At 38.0% G+C, this 16,324-nt stretch carries 18 protein-coding genes; 12 read left to right on the top strand and 6 right to left on the bottom strand.

The annotated features are described in order from the left end of the window. Positions 1-65 precede the first annotated feature (65 nt). Positions 66-1,562 carry an o-succinylbenzoate--CoA ligase gene (locus ACFQRG_RS02180; protein ID WP_380963149.1) on the top strand — a complete coding sequence of 499 codons (1,497 nt, stop codon included), beginning with the start codon at positions 66-68 and terminating at the stop codon, positions 1,560-1,562. A 220-nt stretch (positions 1,563-1,782) separates the two neighbouring features. Then, the gene (locus tag ACFQRG_RS02185) at positions 1,783-2,976 is read left to right on the top strand and encodes an MFS transporter (RefSeq protein WP_380963151.1); all 1,194 of its coding nucleotides are present in this window, start codon (positions 1,783-1,785) and stop codon (positions 2,974-2,976) included. A 40-nt stretch (positions 2,977-3,016) separates the two neighbouring features. Here ACFQRG_RS02185 and ACFQRG_RS02190 read toward each other — a convergent pair whose 3' ends face one another. After that, a complete protein-coding gene (locus ACFQRG_RS02190) occupies positions 3,017-3,307 on the bottom strand; it encodes a hypothetical protein (RefSeq protein WP_380963153.1) in 291 nt (96 codons plus the stop codon). Between the two features lie 171 nt (positions 3,308-3,478). On the opposite strand from ACFQRG_RS02190, the gene ACFQRG_RS02195 reads away from it, so the two are divergent. Both ACFQRG_RS02195 and ACFQRG_RS02200 read left to right on the top strand, forming a co-directional pair. Then, positions 3,479-4,060 (top strand): RNA polymerase sigma factor, encoded by a 582-nt coding sequence (locus ACFQRG_RS02195; RefSeq protein WP_380963155.1) that lies wholly within the window; start codon positions 3,479-3,481, stop codon positions 4,058-4,060. Next, the gene (locus ACFQRG_RS02200; protein WP_380963157.1) at positions 4,050-4,736 is read left to right on the top strand and encodes an anti-sigma factor domain-containing protein; all 687 of its coding nucleotides are present in this window, start codon (positions 4,050-4,052) and stop codon (positions 4,734-4,736) included. Before ACFQRG_RS02195 ends, ACFQRG_RS02200 begins: the two co-directional genes overlap by 11 nt. A 51-nt stretch (positions 4,737-4,787) precedes the next feature. Here the strand turns inward: ACFQRG_RS02200 and mscL are convergent, their stop codons facing one another. Then, the gene (mscL, locus tag ACFQRG_RS02205; protein WP_380963159.1) at positions 4,788-5,261 is read right to left on the bottom strand and encodes a large conductance mechanosensitive channel protein MscL; all 474 of its coding nucleotides are present in this window, start codon (positions 5,259-5,261) and stop codon (positions 4,788-4,790) included. A 217-nt stretch (positions 5,262-5,478) separates the two neighbouring features. Here mscL and ACFQRG_RS02210 point away from each other — a divergent pair, with 217 nt between their 5' ends. The 3 genes from ACFQRG_RS02210 (at position 5,479) to ACFQRG_RS02220 (ending at position 7,595) form a co-directional block, all read left to right on the top strand. After that, positions 5,479-6,033 (top strand): superoxide dismutase family protein, encoded by a 555-nt coding sequence (locus ACFQRG_RS02210; RefSeq protein ID WP_380963161.1) that lies wholly within the window; start codon positions 5,479-5,481, stop codon positions 6,031-6,033. Between the two features lie 151 nt (positions 6,034-6,184). Further along, positions 6,185-6,466, top strand: a complete 282-nt coding sequence (locus tag ACFQRG_RS02215; protein ID WP_380963163.1) for a hypothetical protein — start codon at positions 6,185-6,187, stop codon at positions 6,464-6,466. An 85-nt stretch (positions 6,467-6,551) separates the two neighbouring features. Beyond that, the gene (locus ACFQRG_RS02220; protein WP_380963165.1) at positions 6,552-7,595 is read left to right on the top strand and encodes a tetratricopeptide repeat protein; all 1,044 of its coding nucleotides are present in this window, start codon (positions 6,552-6,554) and stop codon (positions 7,593-7,595) included. A 19-nt stretch (positions 7,596-7,614) separates the two neighbouring features. Here ACFQRG_RS02220 and fabL read toward each other — a convergent pair whose 3' ends face one another. Next, on the bottom strand, positions 7,615-8,373 hold the full coding sequence (gene fabL / locus ACFQRG_RS02225) for an enoyl-[acyl-carrier-protein] reductase FabL (protein ID WP_380963166.1): 759 nt from the start codon (positions 8,371-8,373) through the stop codon (positions 7,615-7,617). 63 nt (positions 8,374-8,436) lie between these two features. After that, positions 8,437-9,471, bottom strand: coding sequence for a hypothetical protein (locus tag ACFQRG_RS02230; RefSeq protein ID WP_380963168.1), 1,035 nt, complete (start codon positions 9,469-9,471; stop codon positions 8,437-8,439). A gap of 177 nt (positions 9,472-9,648) precedes the next feature. Here ACFQRG_RS02230 and ACFQRG_RS02235 point away from each other — a divergent pair, with 177 nt between their 5' ends. After that, positions 9,649-10,941: a purine/pyrimidine permease gene (locus tag ACFQRG_RS02235; RefSeq protein WP_380963170.1), complete on the top strand. Its 1,293-nt coding sequence runs from the start codon at positions 9,649-9,651 to the stop codon at positions 10,939-10,941. Positions 10,942-11,022: 81 nt separating this feature from the next. Beyond that, complete coding sequence (locus ACFQRG_RS02240; protein ID WP_380963172.1) at positions 11,023-11,343, top strand: DUF948 domain-containing protein; 321 nt, start codon at positions 11,023-11,025, stop codon at positions 11,341-11,343. 69 nt (positions 11,344-11,412) lie between these two features. On the opposite strand, the gene ACFQRG_RS02245 is transcribed toward ACFQRG_RS02240, so the two are convergent. After that, a complete protein-coding gene (locus tag ACFQRG_RS02245) occupies positions 11,413-11,856 on the bottom strand; it encodes an OsmC family protein (RefSeq protein WP_380963174.1) in 444 nt (147 codons plus the stop codon). Positions 11,857-12,015: 159 nt separating this feature from the next. Between ACFQRG_RS02245 and ACFQRG_RS02250 the strand changes: the two genes are divergently transcribed. Next, positions 12,016-12,678, top strand: a complete 663-nt coding sequence (locus ACFQRG_RS02250) for a TVP38/TMEM64 family protein (protein WP_380963176.1) — start codon at positions 12,016-12,018, stop codon at positions 12,676-12,678. Here ACFQRG_RS02250 and ACFQRG_RS02255 read toward each other — a convergent pair. Further along, positions 12,668-13,987 (bottom strand): TrkH family potassium uptake protein, encoded by a 1,320-nt coding sequence (locus ACFQRG_RS02255; protein ID WP_380963178.1) that lies wholly within the window; start codon positions 13,985-13,987, stop codon positions 12,668-12,670. The two genes, ACFQRG_RS02250 and ACFQRG_RS02255, sit on opposite strands and share 11 nt — an antisense overlap. A gap of 178 nt (positions 13,988-14,165) precedes the next feature. On the opposite strand from ACFQRG_RS02255, the gene ACFQRG_RS02260 reads away from it, so the two are divergent. Then, positions 14,166-15,584 (top strand): Na+/H+ antiporter NhaC family protein, encoded by a 1,419-nt coding sequence (locus ACFQRG_RS02260; protein WP_380963180.1) that lies wholly within the window; start codon positions 14,166-14,168, stop codon positions 15,582-15,584. A gap of 55 nt (positions 15,585-15,639) precedes the next feature. Further along, positions 15,640-16,281 (top strand): phosphatase PAP2 family protein, encoded by a 642-nt coding sequence (locus tag ACFQRG_RS02265; protein ID WP_380963182.1) that lies wholly within the window; start codon positions 15,640-15,642, stop codon positions 16,279-16,281. Positions 16,282-16,324: the final 43 nt, after the last annotated feature.

Genomic DNA, 16,324 nt, shown 5'->3' on the forward strand with positions numbered 1-16,324 from the left:
CGAAACAAAAGCTTGATGCCTTTCATCAAGCTTTTGTTTTATTAATTGAGTAAGGAGATTTTGTAATGATTGACCATCAAATGCCGAACTGGCTTAAGCAGAGAGCTTTTTTAACACCAGACAGAATGGCTTTTTATACCGGAAAAGAAACTGTCACCTTTCGTGAATTGGACAATGAAGTAAGGTCTTTAGCCCTAAAGCTGGCTGGAATGGGATTTGTGAAGCATGACAAAATTGCCTTGTTATTTAATAATCAGCTTGATATCGTGAAGTTATACCATACTATGCCATATTTAGGGACTGTAGCTGTTCCGTTGAATACAAGATTGTCTTATGAAGAACAAAAATGGCAATTGGAAGACAGCGGAGCAGCTGCCTTAATATATGATGAAGCCTATCGTGAACGGGCAAACAAAATAAAGGAACTTAACCCGAAGCTTCAAATGATGTCTATCCGTGAATTGGAAAGTCAAACAGAAGCAAGCGGGGACTTGTCTACTCATGTAAACATGGATGACCTTCATACAATTATTTATACATCTGGGACGACCGGCTTTCCGAAGGGTGTGATGCTCTCCTACAATAATCATTGGTGGAGTGCAGTTGGCGCCGCTTTGAATTTGGGACTGCAAATTGATGATAAGTGGCTGGCTGCTGTACCGCTGTTTCACGTCAGCGGTTTGTCAATGTTAATGAAAAATGTGATTTATGGTGTCCCTGTCGTGTTACACGCTGCCTTTGATCCCGAAGCTGTCAACAGAGCCATTATTGAAGACGGAGTTACAATGGTATCGGTTGTAACGACAATGTTGACGCAAATGATTGACCGTTTGGGTGATAAAACTTATCCAAAAAGCTTTAGATGCATGCTGTTAGGCGGAGGACCGGCGCCGAAAGTCGTTCTTGATTTATGTAAAGATAAAGGCATACCTGTTTTTCAAACTTATGGATTATCGGAAACAGGCTCTCAAATTGTCACATTGTCACCGGAATATATGCTAGAAAAACTTGGGTCAGCAGGTAAGCCGCTGTTTCCTTGTGAAATTAAAATTATGAAAGGTCATCAAGAAGCTGAGGCAAATACAGAAGGAGAAATTGTAGTTAAAGGACCGAACGTTACCAGAGGTTACCTTAATAGACCGCAAGCAACGGAAGAGACAATCATTGATGGCTGGTTGTATACCGGTGATATTGGCTATTTAGATGATGATGGTTTTTTATATGTACTGGACCGCAGGAAAGATTTAATTATATCGGGCGGGGAAAATGTTTATCCGGCTGAAGTTGAAGCAGTTTTATTACAGCATCAGGACATTGTTGAATCAGGCGTTATAGGGGTTAAGCATGCTCGCTGGGGCCAGGTGCCGGCTGCCTTTGTAAAGTTAAGGGGTACGGGACAAACAGTTACAGAACAGGCTGTTATTGAATTTTGTAAGGAGCGTTTAGCTGGTTATAAAACGCCAAAGCATGTCTTTTTTGTTGATGAATTACCAAGAAATGCTTCAAAAAAGTTATTAAGAAGAAATCTTTATGATTTATTGCCGGACCAGTTAAGGCCATGATTACGTCTGAATTTTTAAGTTTAATATTTTATCTGAAGAGGTATCGGATAATATTTAATCAATGTTTTCGCCGTTTTGTTATACAAGGGAGTATTCCCTTGTAGAGCATATAAACGGCTTTTATTTTTCGCCTTTAAGAAGATGTTTTAGCCAGTGTCGGCCCTGTTTGTCCTCCTTTTTAAACTTGAACCTTAAGTGAATTTAAAAAATTGGGATGATTATGATGCATAACTGGAAACGAAGTGTTAAGATTTTATGGCTTTGTAACTTCATGATTAACGCAGGAATGACAATGATCATGCCGTTTTTGCCTTTATTTTTAGAGACGCTTGGTGTTCATCGGCATCATGAATTAAGTTTGTGGACCGGTGTTATATTTTCGGCGACCTTTTTATCGGGAGCTATTATGGCACCTATTTGGGGCATTTTCGCTGATAAATACGGACAGCGTGTTAACTTAATCCGGGCCGGCATTGGAATGGGGATCATTACATTTTTGATGGCATTTTCTATCTCACCAGCTATGCTGCTTATTTTAAGATTCATTGTCGGGTTTTTCTCGGGATTTATAACTGTTTCATTTTCATATTTATCGAGGATCACACCGAGAAATGAAACCGGAACAGCCCTCGGCTTGTTACAAACTGGAGGGGTATCAGGCGGTATTATTGGCCCGCTCTTAGGCGGCGCTTTATCAGACTTATTTGGTTTCCGTCCAGTTTTTGCTGTAACAGGCATTCTAATTTTACTTACAACTTTGCTCGTTATTTTCTTTTTAGAAAAAGACCCGGTTGTTCAAACAACGAAGGCTAAAGAAGGGTCATTTGCGGAGATTTTAAAAAACCCGATTTTAATTGTTTTATTAATTGCAACTTTCATTGTTCAAGCTGCTATCTTAGGTACGAATTCAATGATGACCATCTTCGTTAAAACGCTAGTTCCTTATTCGCATAATCTGGCTTTTATATCAGGATTTGCCGCTTCAATCGCCGGTATAGCCAACATGATAGGTTCACCTTATCTGGGACGGCTTAGCGACAAGCTGGGTCAAGCAAAAACTTTACCGGTTGCTATGGTGCTGTGCGGGTTATTTACACTGCCGCAAATATGGACGCATCATATTTGGGAATTATATATTTGGCGCTTTGCACAGGGCCTTTTGCTTGGCGGGATGTGGCCGGCAATACAAGCACTTATTCACTTAAAGACCGCGAAGCACATACAAGGGAGAGCCTTCGGTGTGACGTCAAGCAGCCGTTTCTTGGGGAATTTAGCAGGTCCGCTGGTTGCTGGCTGGATATCGGGCTATTTATCTATTTCATATGTATTCGCCTTCTCAGGAATACTTCTGATCCTCGGAAGCTTGTTAGTTAAATGGAAAATTAAACCTGATCGGAATAAAGCTGTTTCTTAATGTATAAAAATAAACACTGGACAAATTTGTCCGGTGTTTATTATTTCCATCTGGCGATTAAAATCAAAAGAACAATGACTATGGCTGTAGATACATAAATGACCCAGTAATCAGTTCCGATAACATAGATTAATAATGGCGCAAACAGCGTAAATATCCCTATAATCATAATAACAATACCAATAGTCCTGATAAGTCTTCTTAATCCTTTGCCTGTTTCCGATTGGCCATTATTAATAAAGCTAAGTTGTTTTTTTATATAAATCAGGAGTCCAATAATGATAAGGATTATCCCAATTAAAATACAAGTTATGATGCCATCTATTGACATGTTATCACTCCTCTAAGTGATGAAATGTATTCTAGTAAAATTAATCAGAAATAAATTATAGGTTAAAATTGATAAAAGTACAATTAATTATATGCTAATTCCTTAGACAATTTTTTGAATTAAGTCCATAATAAAAGAGGATTTGTTTGCGATGATAAGGTGGTGAATGCGGTGAGAATAGGGGATCCCGAAGAGCTTTTACGGCAGATTCAGTCAGGAGATACAGCTGCTTTTGATAAATTTTATGAACAATATGTGTCTTTTGTTTACCAAACAGCTCTTGTTTTAACTAAAAATAAGTCAGAAGCGGAAGACTTGTGCCATGATGTATTTGTAGAGGTATTTTACCGGGCAAAAAGTTATGATGGCAGAAGAGGCAGCGTTAAAGCTTGGCTTGCGGTTAAAACAAAAAGCAGATTTATAGATCGAAAAAGACGAACTAAGCGTATTATATTTGGAGCACCGCAACCCGAATTGTCAACGCCAGCGACCGCTCTTGAGGATACCATCATAACAAAGCTTGATAGAGAAATGCTAAAGAATGCGATAAGTCAATTGCCGCAGGCCCAGAAATATGCACTGGACAGAAAGTATTTTGGTTACCTGACGCAAAAAGAAATTGCCGCAGAAATGGATAAGCCTTTAGGCACAATAAAGTCGCTGATAAGATATGGTTTGAAAAATTTAAAAAAACAATTGACTGTTGTTAAAGAAAAAGAAACACAAAAGGATGATCATAACCATGGGAGCTGACTGTCATTGGCCGGAAGAGGAACTGGTTGATTATGTACTTGGTAATGAGGACAAAGCGTTGAAACGGCACTTAGAATTCTGCAAGTCATGCCAAGAGAAAATAGAGGAATGGCGGGAAGCTTTATTAAGGGAATCATATGAATATCATACACCCTCTTCGAAAATAAAGTCGCGTATTAAACGCACCATAAGAGTATCTAAAACACGGAAGGGCAGAAGGGATAGTTTTCTGCAAATGCCGTGGGCCGTAGTTACAGGATGTCTTTGTTTTGTCTTCTTTGTTCTTATTATAGACAGAACGGCCTTTAACTCACATACATCTGAAGCGGGTATTATCAGAAGCCAATTAGCTGTTCAATCGAAAGATATCAGTTCAGGGGCTGTCCCGGATCAAAATAGTCATGTGAACAGCTATTTCCTGATCAATAGGGTGAATCGCGAGGCAGTTGTCTACGTAAATGGCTTAAGACCGCTCCGGAGTCACGATTATCAAGTATGGTTTGTCTGTGGCGGCAAAAAGGAAAATGCCGGTGTTCTGAAATTTAACCAAGGCATCGCACGTATGCATATTAGAGGCGGACAAATAAATAAATTAGATTATATTTTGATTACAATTGAACCGAAAGGCGGAAGCCGGGTTCAAGCAGGTCCAAAAACTTTTGAATATAAATTATAGGAGGCTGCTAAAAAGGTCAGGTAACTGACTTTTTTGTACAGCCTCTTTTAACTATGCATTTTCTCTGTGTGATCCCTCAATTGCTTGACTAATATCTACAGCAAGATCAGAAGTGCAATTTTGACACTTTACAGCCTCAAGCGGAATATCGGATAAGCAATAGGGACACGATTTCGTTGTAATTTCCGCAGGTTTTTCCTTCTTAAAACGTTGAATGAATTTCAGCGCCAAATAAATAACAAAAGCAATAATAAGAAAGTTTATAACCGTATTAATGAAAAGTCCGTAATTAATGGTTGGCGCGCCGGCTTTTTGAGCAGCCTCCAGACTCTTATAATGCTTTCCAGATAAGTTAATATATAAATTGCTAAAGTCAACTTTACCCAGTAGTAAACCAATTGGCGGCATAATGATGTCATTGACCAATGATGTGACAATTTTTCCGAATGCCCCGCCGACGATAACAGCAACCGCCAAATCAACAACATTTCCGCGCATAATAAATTCCTTAAACCCTTTAAACATCAAATCACCTCATCTCCCAATCATAAGGGAACAAGCCTTTCATTTCAATGACCATCCCGGTTTTCAATTAATGATTTTTCCCTTTCCAAAGCACGGAAGGTTAATTCAAGCAGCATCTTCAACGGGTAAAAAGAATCCCACATTTATGGAAGTTTCACATTATTGGTGTATTTACCCAAAATAATTGCGCAAACTAACCTTCAAAGGAGGGAATTTAATGAAGAATGGGCTGTATGTATTTTGCGGTATTGTTATAGCCGTTTTCGTATTCTTAAGATACGATTTTCCGTTTTTTGCGCAAGCCAGTGAGGATAAACACACTTCTCCCCAAGTTGTCGTGCCATTGAAAAGTTCGAGCGGACAACCAGCAGGGCAAGCTGTTTTATCAGAAAGTAAAAAAGGGGTCGTTGTTCATATAAATGCCTTTGGCTTGAAACCCGGGGTACATGCCGTACATTTTCATGAAAAAGGGGAATGCGTGCCGCCGAAATTCACATCAGCCGGTGAACACTTTAACCCTTTTAACAAGGAGCATGGACTTGAGAATCCAAAAGGCCCTCATGCTGGAGATATGCGTAATATTTTTGCGGATACAAGCGGTAAAGTCAAAACAACAATTGTTAATCCAAGGGTAACGCTTAATAAAGGAGCAAAAAATTCATTAAGAGATGCAGATGGATCAGCAATAGTCATTCACGAAAATGCTGATGATCTAAAGTCAAATCCTTCCGGGAATTCCGGTAATCGAATAATATGCGGAGTCATTAAGTGATAGATGCGCTTCACAATATGTGAGGCGCATTAAAATTTGTGAAAGCTGTTATTAAAAAAGTATAAATATATGTTATATTTATCAAAGATACTTTTAAGAGGATGTTCAAACCTTTTTTGACACACTTATATAAGTAAGAGAGGTTAAGGAATTGAGAGAACTCGAACGCTTGCAAATTTTAACGGAAATAGTAAGGGAATTTAAGACAGCTATATTAATGGACAAAGAACCTGATAAGATTGGACGAATGGTATTGGAAGTCATTCAGGCAGCAGGTGATACATTATTAGGCGATCAAGTCTTAAATGCTTATATGAGACTCGGCGACCATGAATTGGCAGTCAGCTACTTAGATAATGCAACGAAATATTTACATGAAAAAATTGATGACGTACAACAAAAAATTGATAACGTACAACAGAACTTAAATTAATTTGAAATAGGGACGGTTAGCAGAACCTGCTTTTAATTTTTTCTTTGTATGGATAAATTTGTATTGATGAAGGGAGGGATAACAATTGCGCGGCCGGCTTACTGCTAAAATAACAATGCAGAAGTTGAAACACTGGCATCATATGATGATTAAGCCGGAGATTGTTAAAGCTTCTTTGATAAAAAAGGAAATAGAGAGCATTTTAAATTCAGAATATGATGCCCGGTCAGCAAGCTATTATAAATTATTTCATTTGAGATACACGCTTCTATTAAATCAATTCGACAAAAGCCAGCAAATTCTTCATCAATGTATCGCAAACCGCAAACAAATGGCATCATCAACTTATCATTTTTATTTTTTGTTTTTTAGAGGCATTTATTATTATAAATTAAAAAAAGATTATGCCGGTGCTATCCGCTATTTTAAAGAGGCAGAATCATATATACCATTTATTCAGTCATTGACGGCTATTGAGAAGGCAGACTTTTACTATCATTACGGATTGTCCCTCGGCAGGTCTTATAAAATAGACCGCTCTATTTATGCTGGAAAATTGGCTCTTACCACTTTTAAAAAGGCAAATTATTTTGAGAGTGCTGCCAAATGTGAAATTATACTTGGCATTAATTATGGAAGAAAAGGAAAGGCAGCGGTAAGTGAATTTCATTATCATCAAGCTTTGATGTATTTAAGCTATACTTCCAATTATCAGCTGAGACATACTGCTTATCATAATTTAGGACATCTCTATTCAGTAGAAGGCAAATATAGAAAAGCGATTCACTTTTATAAAAAAAGCCTGCAGCTGATAGGAAAGGGAGAGTATCTGGCAAGGGCGCAAACATCTTGTGATATTACGAGGGTATTGGTGAAAAACGGCAATTATCAAGAAGCTTTGAAATGGTGTGAAGCAGGCCTGCAATATGCGGAGAGGCATAAGCTCGTTGACTATATATATCATTTTCAAATCTTGTACCAACAGTTAACAGACGGCTGTGATATTGTTCTATACAAACTTTTGGAAAACGAGGCCATTCCTTTTTTTAAAATGAAAAATGAATATCGCTTTGTAGAAGAATATACAGAGCTTATGATTGAGTGTTATAAAAAAACTAAGGGGTCCTGATTATGGACCCCTTTAAAAATTATAATTCACTTAGTAATGACAGCCCGCCGTCCACAATAATGGTTTGTCCTCGAATCATATCAGCGGATTTTGTACAAAGGAAATAGACAGTATCTGCCATGTCTTCCGGTTGGACTAAACGGCCGGCCGGATTATTTTTGCTGGCAGCTTCTAGAATTTCTTCCCGGTTTGGAAAATGCTTTAAGGCGTCGGTATCAACAGCGCCGCCGGAAACAGCATTAACAACAATACCTTTTGATGCAAGTTCAACGGCTAAATACCTGGTGATAGCTTCCAAAGATGCTTTAGACACACCGACAACGGTATAATTTTTTAAGGCCCGGATCGAACCCAGACTTGATATGGCAACAATATGGCCGCCGCCGTTTTTCTCCATAATTTTAGCCGCTTCCTGCGCAGCAAAAAAGTAAGCTTTAGCATTAATATTTTGCGTCCAATCCCAATGTTTTTCTTCAATTTCCATCACGGGTCTTTGCACGCCGGATGCGGCATTGCTAATAAATACATCCAGACGCCCAAAGGTTTCCTCGATGTCGGCAAACAATGAACGGATTTGTTCCAATTCTCCAATGTTTGCTTTAACAGTATGTACTTTAATAGAATATTTTTGTTCTAATTCCTCTTTTGTTTCCTCAGCAGCTTTACGCTTTCTCATAAAATTAAGAACAAGGTTGTAGCCTTCTTTAGCAAATCTTTCAGCAATTGCCTTGCCAATTCCCCTTGTTCCGCCAGTGATTAATGCGACTTTTTCACTCATTTTAAACACCTCAATTATGTAATAACTTAAATATATCAAACAAGACCTATGAAGTGAAATAATCTATGAAATGCTTATCATTAAAGTCAGATATGCTGATGCGGCAAATAAGAAAGAAAAAACAACGGAGAGCCATTTGGGCCAGCTTTTAATAATACAGACGCCAGACAAAAATAAAAAAAGAAAGCTTACGATCAGCATGACAACTGAATATCCATTCCAAGTAAAATGTATAACTGCCGAAGGGGTGACCGGTTGGTGATAGAAAATTTGAAACAGCGGACTTATATTCCCAGTCTTTATTAATGCTTCTATATCATGGGGCTGTATTTGTTGATCTAAAAAAGCACTGACAGCAAGTATGGATAAAAATATAGTTCTTCTAGTAACGATTCGGTCATTTTTTTTAGAAAAATAACTCATAAGCGTATGCCAAAGGGCAATAAAAATTAATAAAAATAGAACGAGAGAGTTTTGTCCATAATTAACTATTAAACTTTGTTTAAATTGATAAAAGAGATGATGTATCGGATTCCATAAGTTAACCGACATGATAAGAAAGTTAGAAACTAAAGCAATGAGTAAAAACATGATACTCGTAACAGAGCGCCGTTTATGATTCTTTGGATCACGAGTTAACAATAGTCCTCCCAAGAAGGAAAAACATGTCATATAAAGAAAACGGCAGATATATTCAACCCATGGCAAAATACCTCCAGACAAGCTTATGAAAGCATAAAGGCCAATTAATAACATGGCGAGGAGCAGAGCAATTTTTGTCAAAAATGGATCGTTATTAAGATCGTTAAATCTGATTAAGCAAAACAGTAATACAGCAATAACAACAAGGATAAACCAGGCTTTTCCTTCATGGAAATCGATAAAGACGTTTTTTGCAGCTGTTCCGAAGCCGATATCCCGGCTAATAGATATTGTATCGGCTGCCAAAGGTACGGAAGAAAATAGAGCTGATCCGGCAACGGCAAAGAGAACAAACTTTTTAGGAAAAACCCTTCTTTTTTGACTAATAAAGAGACTGCCTGTCAAAAAAGAAAAACAAATATATAGCAGCCATTCAAACAGCGCGGCAATAAACAAAAAATTCACCCTCTTTAGCAAATTCCATCTTAATCATAACATTACTAGTTAATAAGAGGGAATTTTTTTTGTGCAGCAAGGCGCCATTTGACAATTAGTGTTAAAATAAATCTGTCTCATTACAATTTTCATAGAGAATAATGGGGCAACAAACATCATGACTTAGGGGAAGATATAATGGGAAAAAATTTACTATCATCAATACAGTGGGCAGTCTTTATACTCGCAGGATCGATTATAACTCCGATCTCGGTAGCGGCTGCTTTTCATTTTTCTCCTGAGGAAACATCGGCATTATTACAGCGTACTTTTTTCTTAGTCGGAGCAACAAGTTTACTTCAAGGGCTTTTTGGGCATAAATTGCCGCTAATGGAAGGACCGGCTGGTTTATGGTGGGGCGTGTTTCTTACCTATGCGGGCGTTGCAATTTCCTCCCACAGCTCTATACAAGGAACATTAACAAGCCTTGAACTTGGCTTGCTTGCTTCAGGCCTTTTATTTATTTTATTAAGTTGCTTTAATTTAATAAAATATGTAAGAAAGTTATTTACACCAACGATTACAGGAATATACCTTGTTTTACTCACTATTCAGTTGAGCGGACCGTTTATTCAAGGGATTCTGGGTATTGAAGGCAATAAGATGAATTGGAAAGTCATGCTTGCTGCCGTTTTAACGCTGCTTCTGTCTATCGTGTTTTCCAGGTCAAAAAGCCGCTTCCTGCAAAATTACTCAATTCTGTTAAGTTTAGCTATCGGTTGGATATTATATAACCTGTTTGGTTTGAAAACGAATGCACCGCATGTTTCACAAGTATTTGCTTTGCCGAAGATATTCGTTTGGGGCTGGCCGACTTTTAATTTAAGTATTTTTATTACAGCGCTATTAACAACATTTTTGTTATTAACCAATCTTTTAGCCAGTGTAGATGCGGTTAAAGAAGTTACACATTCAAATAAAAAAATTAATCTCAATATGACCGGTTTTGTTATGGGAATCAATCAAATTATTGCCGGATTATTTTCAGCGGTAGGCGGTGTGGCTATTTCCGGATCGGCCGGATTTATTCTGACAACCCGGATAAAAGAAAGGCTGCCATTTCTTGTCGGTTCAGCTATTATTCTTGTTATGAGTTTCTTTCCTATAGTAATGAATATTTTTGCATCATTACCGGATTCAATTGGTTATGGAACAATGTTTATTTCTATGGCAAGTATCGCCGGTTTGGGATTTAAAACTTTTAAAGCATCAGTTAATAATGAGTCAAAAGTTACTGTCATGAGTATTGCATTTATGGCTGGAGCCGGTATGATGCTGATACCATCCGGGGCTTTAAATATGCTGCCAAGCACCGTTTCTTCTCTATTAACTAATGGTCTGGTCATTGGCGTCATTATTGCAATTATTTTAGAGCAGCTGTTCAAAGAAAAAAAACCGGAGAAATTAAGTGATCAGATAGGTGTAAAATAGGGTATATTATTATTGAATAGGCTTGGCGAAGAGTAGTTTTCCAAATTTAAGGGCCATCCTCTAAAGGAAAGGAGTTTTATTTTGATCATTGTCTGGTTAAGCATAGCTTTAGTTGTTATTGCTATTATCTGTTTTGGTATTGCGGCATTTAAAATTATGAAAGATGTAAAAAGCACAGTGGTTAATGTAGGGAAAACAGCAGAGAAATTACGGGAAAAAGCCGAGGGTATTTTAAAAGAACAAGAGAAATTAAATGAAAAACTCAAACAGCTGCAGGAAGATATGAATATAAAGAAAGACAATATTCAACATATCGCAAACGAAACAAAATCATTAAAATCAACTGTCTCCCGTTCATTTAAAAACATTAAGGAAAAGTTAACAAAAACATCTGCCAGCTAGCAGATGTTTTTTAGTTAAGGCAATGCTTTACTTCATTTGTCTGCCCCTTTTGGGTTGTAAGTTTTCTATTCAGGTTTCCTTTAACTCTGGGTTAATGTATATTTGGACATTACCCTTTAATGCTTTTGCTATCATACAATCTTTTTCCGCTTGTTCCATTGCTTTAAGAATTTTTTCTTTTGTGTCGCGAGGCGTCCCTTTTTCTATGATGGTTGCAGGATAATGAATAATTTCTTTAAAATGCAGCCCGCCTTCATCGCTTACTATACCTTTTGAGGTGACAGTTATTTTTTCATATGGCAGCCCTTGTCTGTCCAGGGCAATGCCTAATGTCATCATATAGCATGTCGCAACAGCGCTGATCAATAATTCATCAGGATTTGTTCCCTGGCCCGGACCGTTCATTTCCGCACCAATTGACACCGTATTATCTATGCCTTCTGTACGAATATGTCCCTTGCCGGCGCGCCCGCCCTTCCATTCTCCATTAAAAGAAAAGGTGAATTCACTCATGTAAAGCCCTCCTTTTTGAATATGTACCAATACCAGTATAAATGGAAATAAGATTTAAGATATAATAACGAACTTCAAAAAAGATAAGGATCCGGACAATATGATATAATAGAACTAATTTATCTACTGGATGCTAAATAAAAGGAGCCCAAGCCGCGTATGAACTTTTTCGAAAGTTTACAGCATTTTATTGACACACATATCACATTAAAAAATGTTGAAAATATTTTACAAGGTTATAAGGGGACAGGCATATTCGTTGGTATTGCCCTCCCAATGTTCGAGGCCTTTTTGCCTATTTTGCCCTTAATCGTTTTTGTCCTTGCCAACGCGGCCGCTTATGGCTTTGTTGTCGGGTTTTTATTGTCTTGGGTTGGTTCTTGCTTAGGCGCATTTATTGTCTTTCTATTTTGCAGGAAAGTCATCCGCAGACCAGTAAAAAAATGGATCTACAAGCGTCAGAAACTTCGTTCAATGATGCATTGGGTAGAAAAGGTAGGTTTCGGACCGCTGTTTATTGTCCTTTCTATCCCGTTTACGCCATCATCTGTCATTAATGTACTGGCAGGATTATCTGATATCCATCCCCGATCTTTTTATTTGGCAACAATGCTTGGCAAAATGATCATGATTGGACTTGTGACGTTTATAGGAAATGACTGGAAGGGACTTTTGACAAATCCAATCCAATTAATCATTGTACTGGTTGCGGTCGCCGTCTTATGGATCATCGGGAAAACAATCGAGAAGAAATTAAATAATCATAAACCTCATCTTAAAAAACGTAAAGAGACTCATTCAGAAAAAAAGTTTAACCAATGAAAATTTTTCCGTCCGGATAACGAACTTTTTGTTTTTCACGGCCGGTTAATGACAGAACCAGGGTTAGCGGACCAAGTTTGCCAAAAATCATGATCAGAGCGATCACACACTCGCCAAAGCTTGAAAGCTGGGAAGTGATGCCTGTCGATAATCCAACGGTACCGAAGGCTGAGACAGTTTCAAAGGCTATTTGTAAGAAACTGAGTTTCGTTTCCGAAATCAGCAGCGCAAAAACGGCAATAAAAATAATGGCGATGCTAAGAAGCGACAGGGTCATCGCCTTAAAAATTTGATTTTCGTGAATGGTTCGTTCCATAAGGACAGCTTCATTTTTCTTTCTGATGTAGCCGGTGATCATAACTAATAAGCTGGCGAAAGTGGAGAGCTTAATACCGCCGCCGGTTGAAATACTTCCAGCGCCTATAAACATTAAAATCATTATGAAAAACAAAGTAGCCGGCCGCAAATCGCCTGTGTCGACCGTGTTGAATCCCGAGCTCCGCGGAGCGACCGCCTGAAAATATCCGGCCAAAAATTTTTCCCCGTGTGTTAAAGGCCCGAGTGTCTTTGGGTTCCCATATTCAAGGCTTAAAATAATAATAATTGCAATGATATTAATGACGACTGTACTAATGATCATTAGTTTTGTATGTAAAATAAATTCCCGCCATTTTTTCTTATCCCATATATCATTAATAACAACAAAACCGATACCGCCAATAATAAATAAAGCTGAGATTAAAACATTTATGACGGGATCGCCGGCATACCCTATTAAATTATCGCTGGTTAAGGTCATTCCAGCGTTGTTAAAAGCGGATACGGCATAAAAAAAACCGTGGCAAATACCTTTAATCCAGCCCAATTTAGGTATAAAACGTATACATAATAAAATGCCAAAGAATCCCTCAAAGAAAATAGAAAAGAAAAACAAACGGCGGGCAAGCTTTAAAATGCCTTTAAAAGAATTTTGGTTTAATGCCTCCTGGATAAGCATCATTTGTTCAATGCTTAGTTTTTTACCAATTAGTAAATAAATGACGGTAGCAAACGTCATAATGCCGACGCCGCCAATTTGAATAAGAAATGCAATAATTGTTAAACCAAATGGCGTAAAGGTTTTGGGTATATCAACAACAGTTAATCCTGTAGAGGTGATGGTCGATGTTGTTGTAAAGAAAGCAGTCAGCCAACTGATTCGGTGATAAGTAGAGATGGGCACCTTTAATGCGATTGTCCCAAGTAAAATGACAAAAATAAATAGCAATGCAAGACCTAATGGAGGATTAACTTGTTTTTTTGATTTCACAATTAACCACCTTACCCATATTAAGAGGTTTAACTAAGCATATTTTCCCCAATTTGCAACAAGCTATGAACAGATCATTTCAGCACTTTCTTAATTCATAAATTAAGTGGAAGAAAGTATAAGTGTGAGCTAAGTTATCAAAAAACGATAACTAAGTTTTCTATAAAGGTGGTTTGTCATGGATCATTGGGTTTCAATTATCCCGTTTATTGTTGTTATTGTATTGGTGATTTTTACAAAACGGGTGTTAACTTCTTTGTTTATAGGTTTGGTTGTTGGCGGGTATTTGCTTCATCCGAATGTGGTTGAAGGCATGCAGGCTGTCATTGATCACATTGCCAATGCTCTGGCCGATCAAAATAATCTTAAAGTAGCGGCATTTTTATATCTTTTTACTGCACTTGTCGGTGTCATCAAACATGCCGGCGGAATTAAAGGTTTTGTCAGATGGATAAGTGACCGCATTAAAACAAAGCGGGGGGCTTTAATTATCACATGGCTGTCGACCCTTGCCACATTCAGCGCGCCCAGCTTCAGAATGGTTACTGTTGGGCCAATTATGCGGGCCTTGCTCGATAAAATCAAGATGAGCGCTAAAGAATTGGGGTTTATTATTGATTTGACCGGTACAAATGTCATTGCTCTCATACCAATTGCTACGGCATTTGTCGGCTATAATACGTCCATTATTAATCAGGCCTTAAGGTATCAACATATACATCAAGATCCATATTTGCTCTATATTAGAAGCATCCCTTTTAACTTTTTTGCGTTTTCAATCATTCTTATTGGGATTTTCTTAAGTTTTTTTCATCATTCCAAAAAGAAGGTTGAAAAAAATAAAGATCCGCAAAACTTAAAACAAGCTGAGGCAAAAGGATGGGAGGATTGTCATCCTGTCGTGGCGAAAGATTTACCTGAAAAGCCGTTGAATCTTATCATACCGCTAATTCTCGTCATTGGTCTGACTTTAGTATTGACTTGGTACAGCGGGTATTCTAAGGGGTATCATAACTTTTTTAAAGCATTTATTAAGGCGGATGTATTAGATGAAATGCTTGTCGCTTTAGTCGTAACAATCATTATTTCGTTCATTCTGTTTATGTTTCAAAAGTTTAAGCTTGATAACCTTCTTAAAGATTTTGTTAACGGCGGTAACGAGCTCATGAACGTTGTTATTTTATTATCTGTTATTTGGGCATTATCGTTAGTCACCAATGAGCTTGGCTTTTCCAGTTTTGTCAGCCATCATGTCAGCTGGATACCAAAATCTTTAGTTCCGCCCGTATTATTTATACTAGGTGCGGCAATCGCTTATTTTATTGGATCATCACTCGGCACTTGGGGCATTTTAATGCCGCTTGCTGTTTCTTTGGCTCATGTTTCAGGTGCATCGCTTCCGCTTGTTGTCGGTGCTGTTTTTGCAAGCGGCGGCTTTGGGACTTTTTCATCGCCGATAAGCGATGATACAAACACAATGGCGGGAATCTTAGATCTTGAGGTTGTTTCTTATGCAAAATTTAAATTAAAAGCAGGATTAATTGGAGCTGCCATTGCCGCAGTTGCATACGGTGCAGCCTCATTTTTAATCCATTAAAAATGCTTAGTGATCTCACATCTCACAACTCCCTCAATAAGAAAGGTTGTTTCATGTGAACCGTGCTGATTTGAGAAAAAGTATCATTTTAATCATTTGTTTAGGTATCGTGTTTTTTGCTTTAGGCTTTTTAACATTCATGCCTTGGTTTACCGATTTTGATAATAAACTCTTGAATCTTCTGAACGGCGTTAGACAGCCGGGCGTCATAAGCTTTTTTAAAGTCATGACTATGATTGGATCATCGATTGTTGTATTGCCTGTCGCTGTTGTTTTTATCGTTATTTTCTTGTTTTTGCACCGTTCTATAAGTGCGGTCGCAACATTATTCAGCTTTTTTGGCGTCCGTTTATTAAATATCATATTGAAATCGATTTTTTTACGCGAACGGCCGGCAGGGCATCATTTTGTTAAAGCATCAGGCTACAGCTTTCCGAGCGGACATACGATGAATGCTATAGGTGTCTACGGGACAATCGCTTTTATACTTTATAGGATTTTAAAAGATCAAACGGTCAAATGGACTGTTACTGTTTTATTTATGCTGCTTATTCTTTTCATTGGCCTTAGCCGTCCCATGCTTGGCGTCCATTATTTCAGTGATATAGCGGCCGGTTACTCGGCGGGCGGTGTCTGGCTCGTTGTAATGTCAATGATTGTAAGGAACTTTGAAAAAGAAAAAGCGCAGGAGCATTAGTGTATAAAAAAGGGTGTTTAACCAAAAGCTGATATTAAGAAAC

The sequence above is a fragment of the Scopulibacillus cellulosilyticus genome (assembly GCF_042665295.1).
Classification (GTDB): Bacteria; Bacillota; Bacilli; order Bacillales; family Sporolactobacillaceae; genus Scopulibacillus_A; species Scopulibacillus_A cellulosilyticus.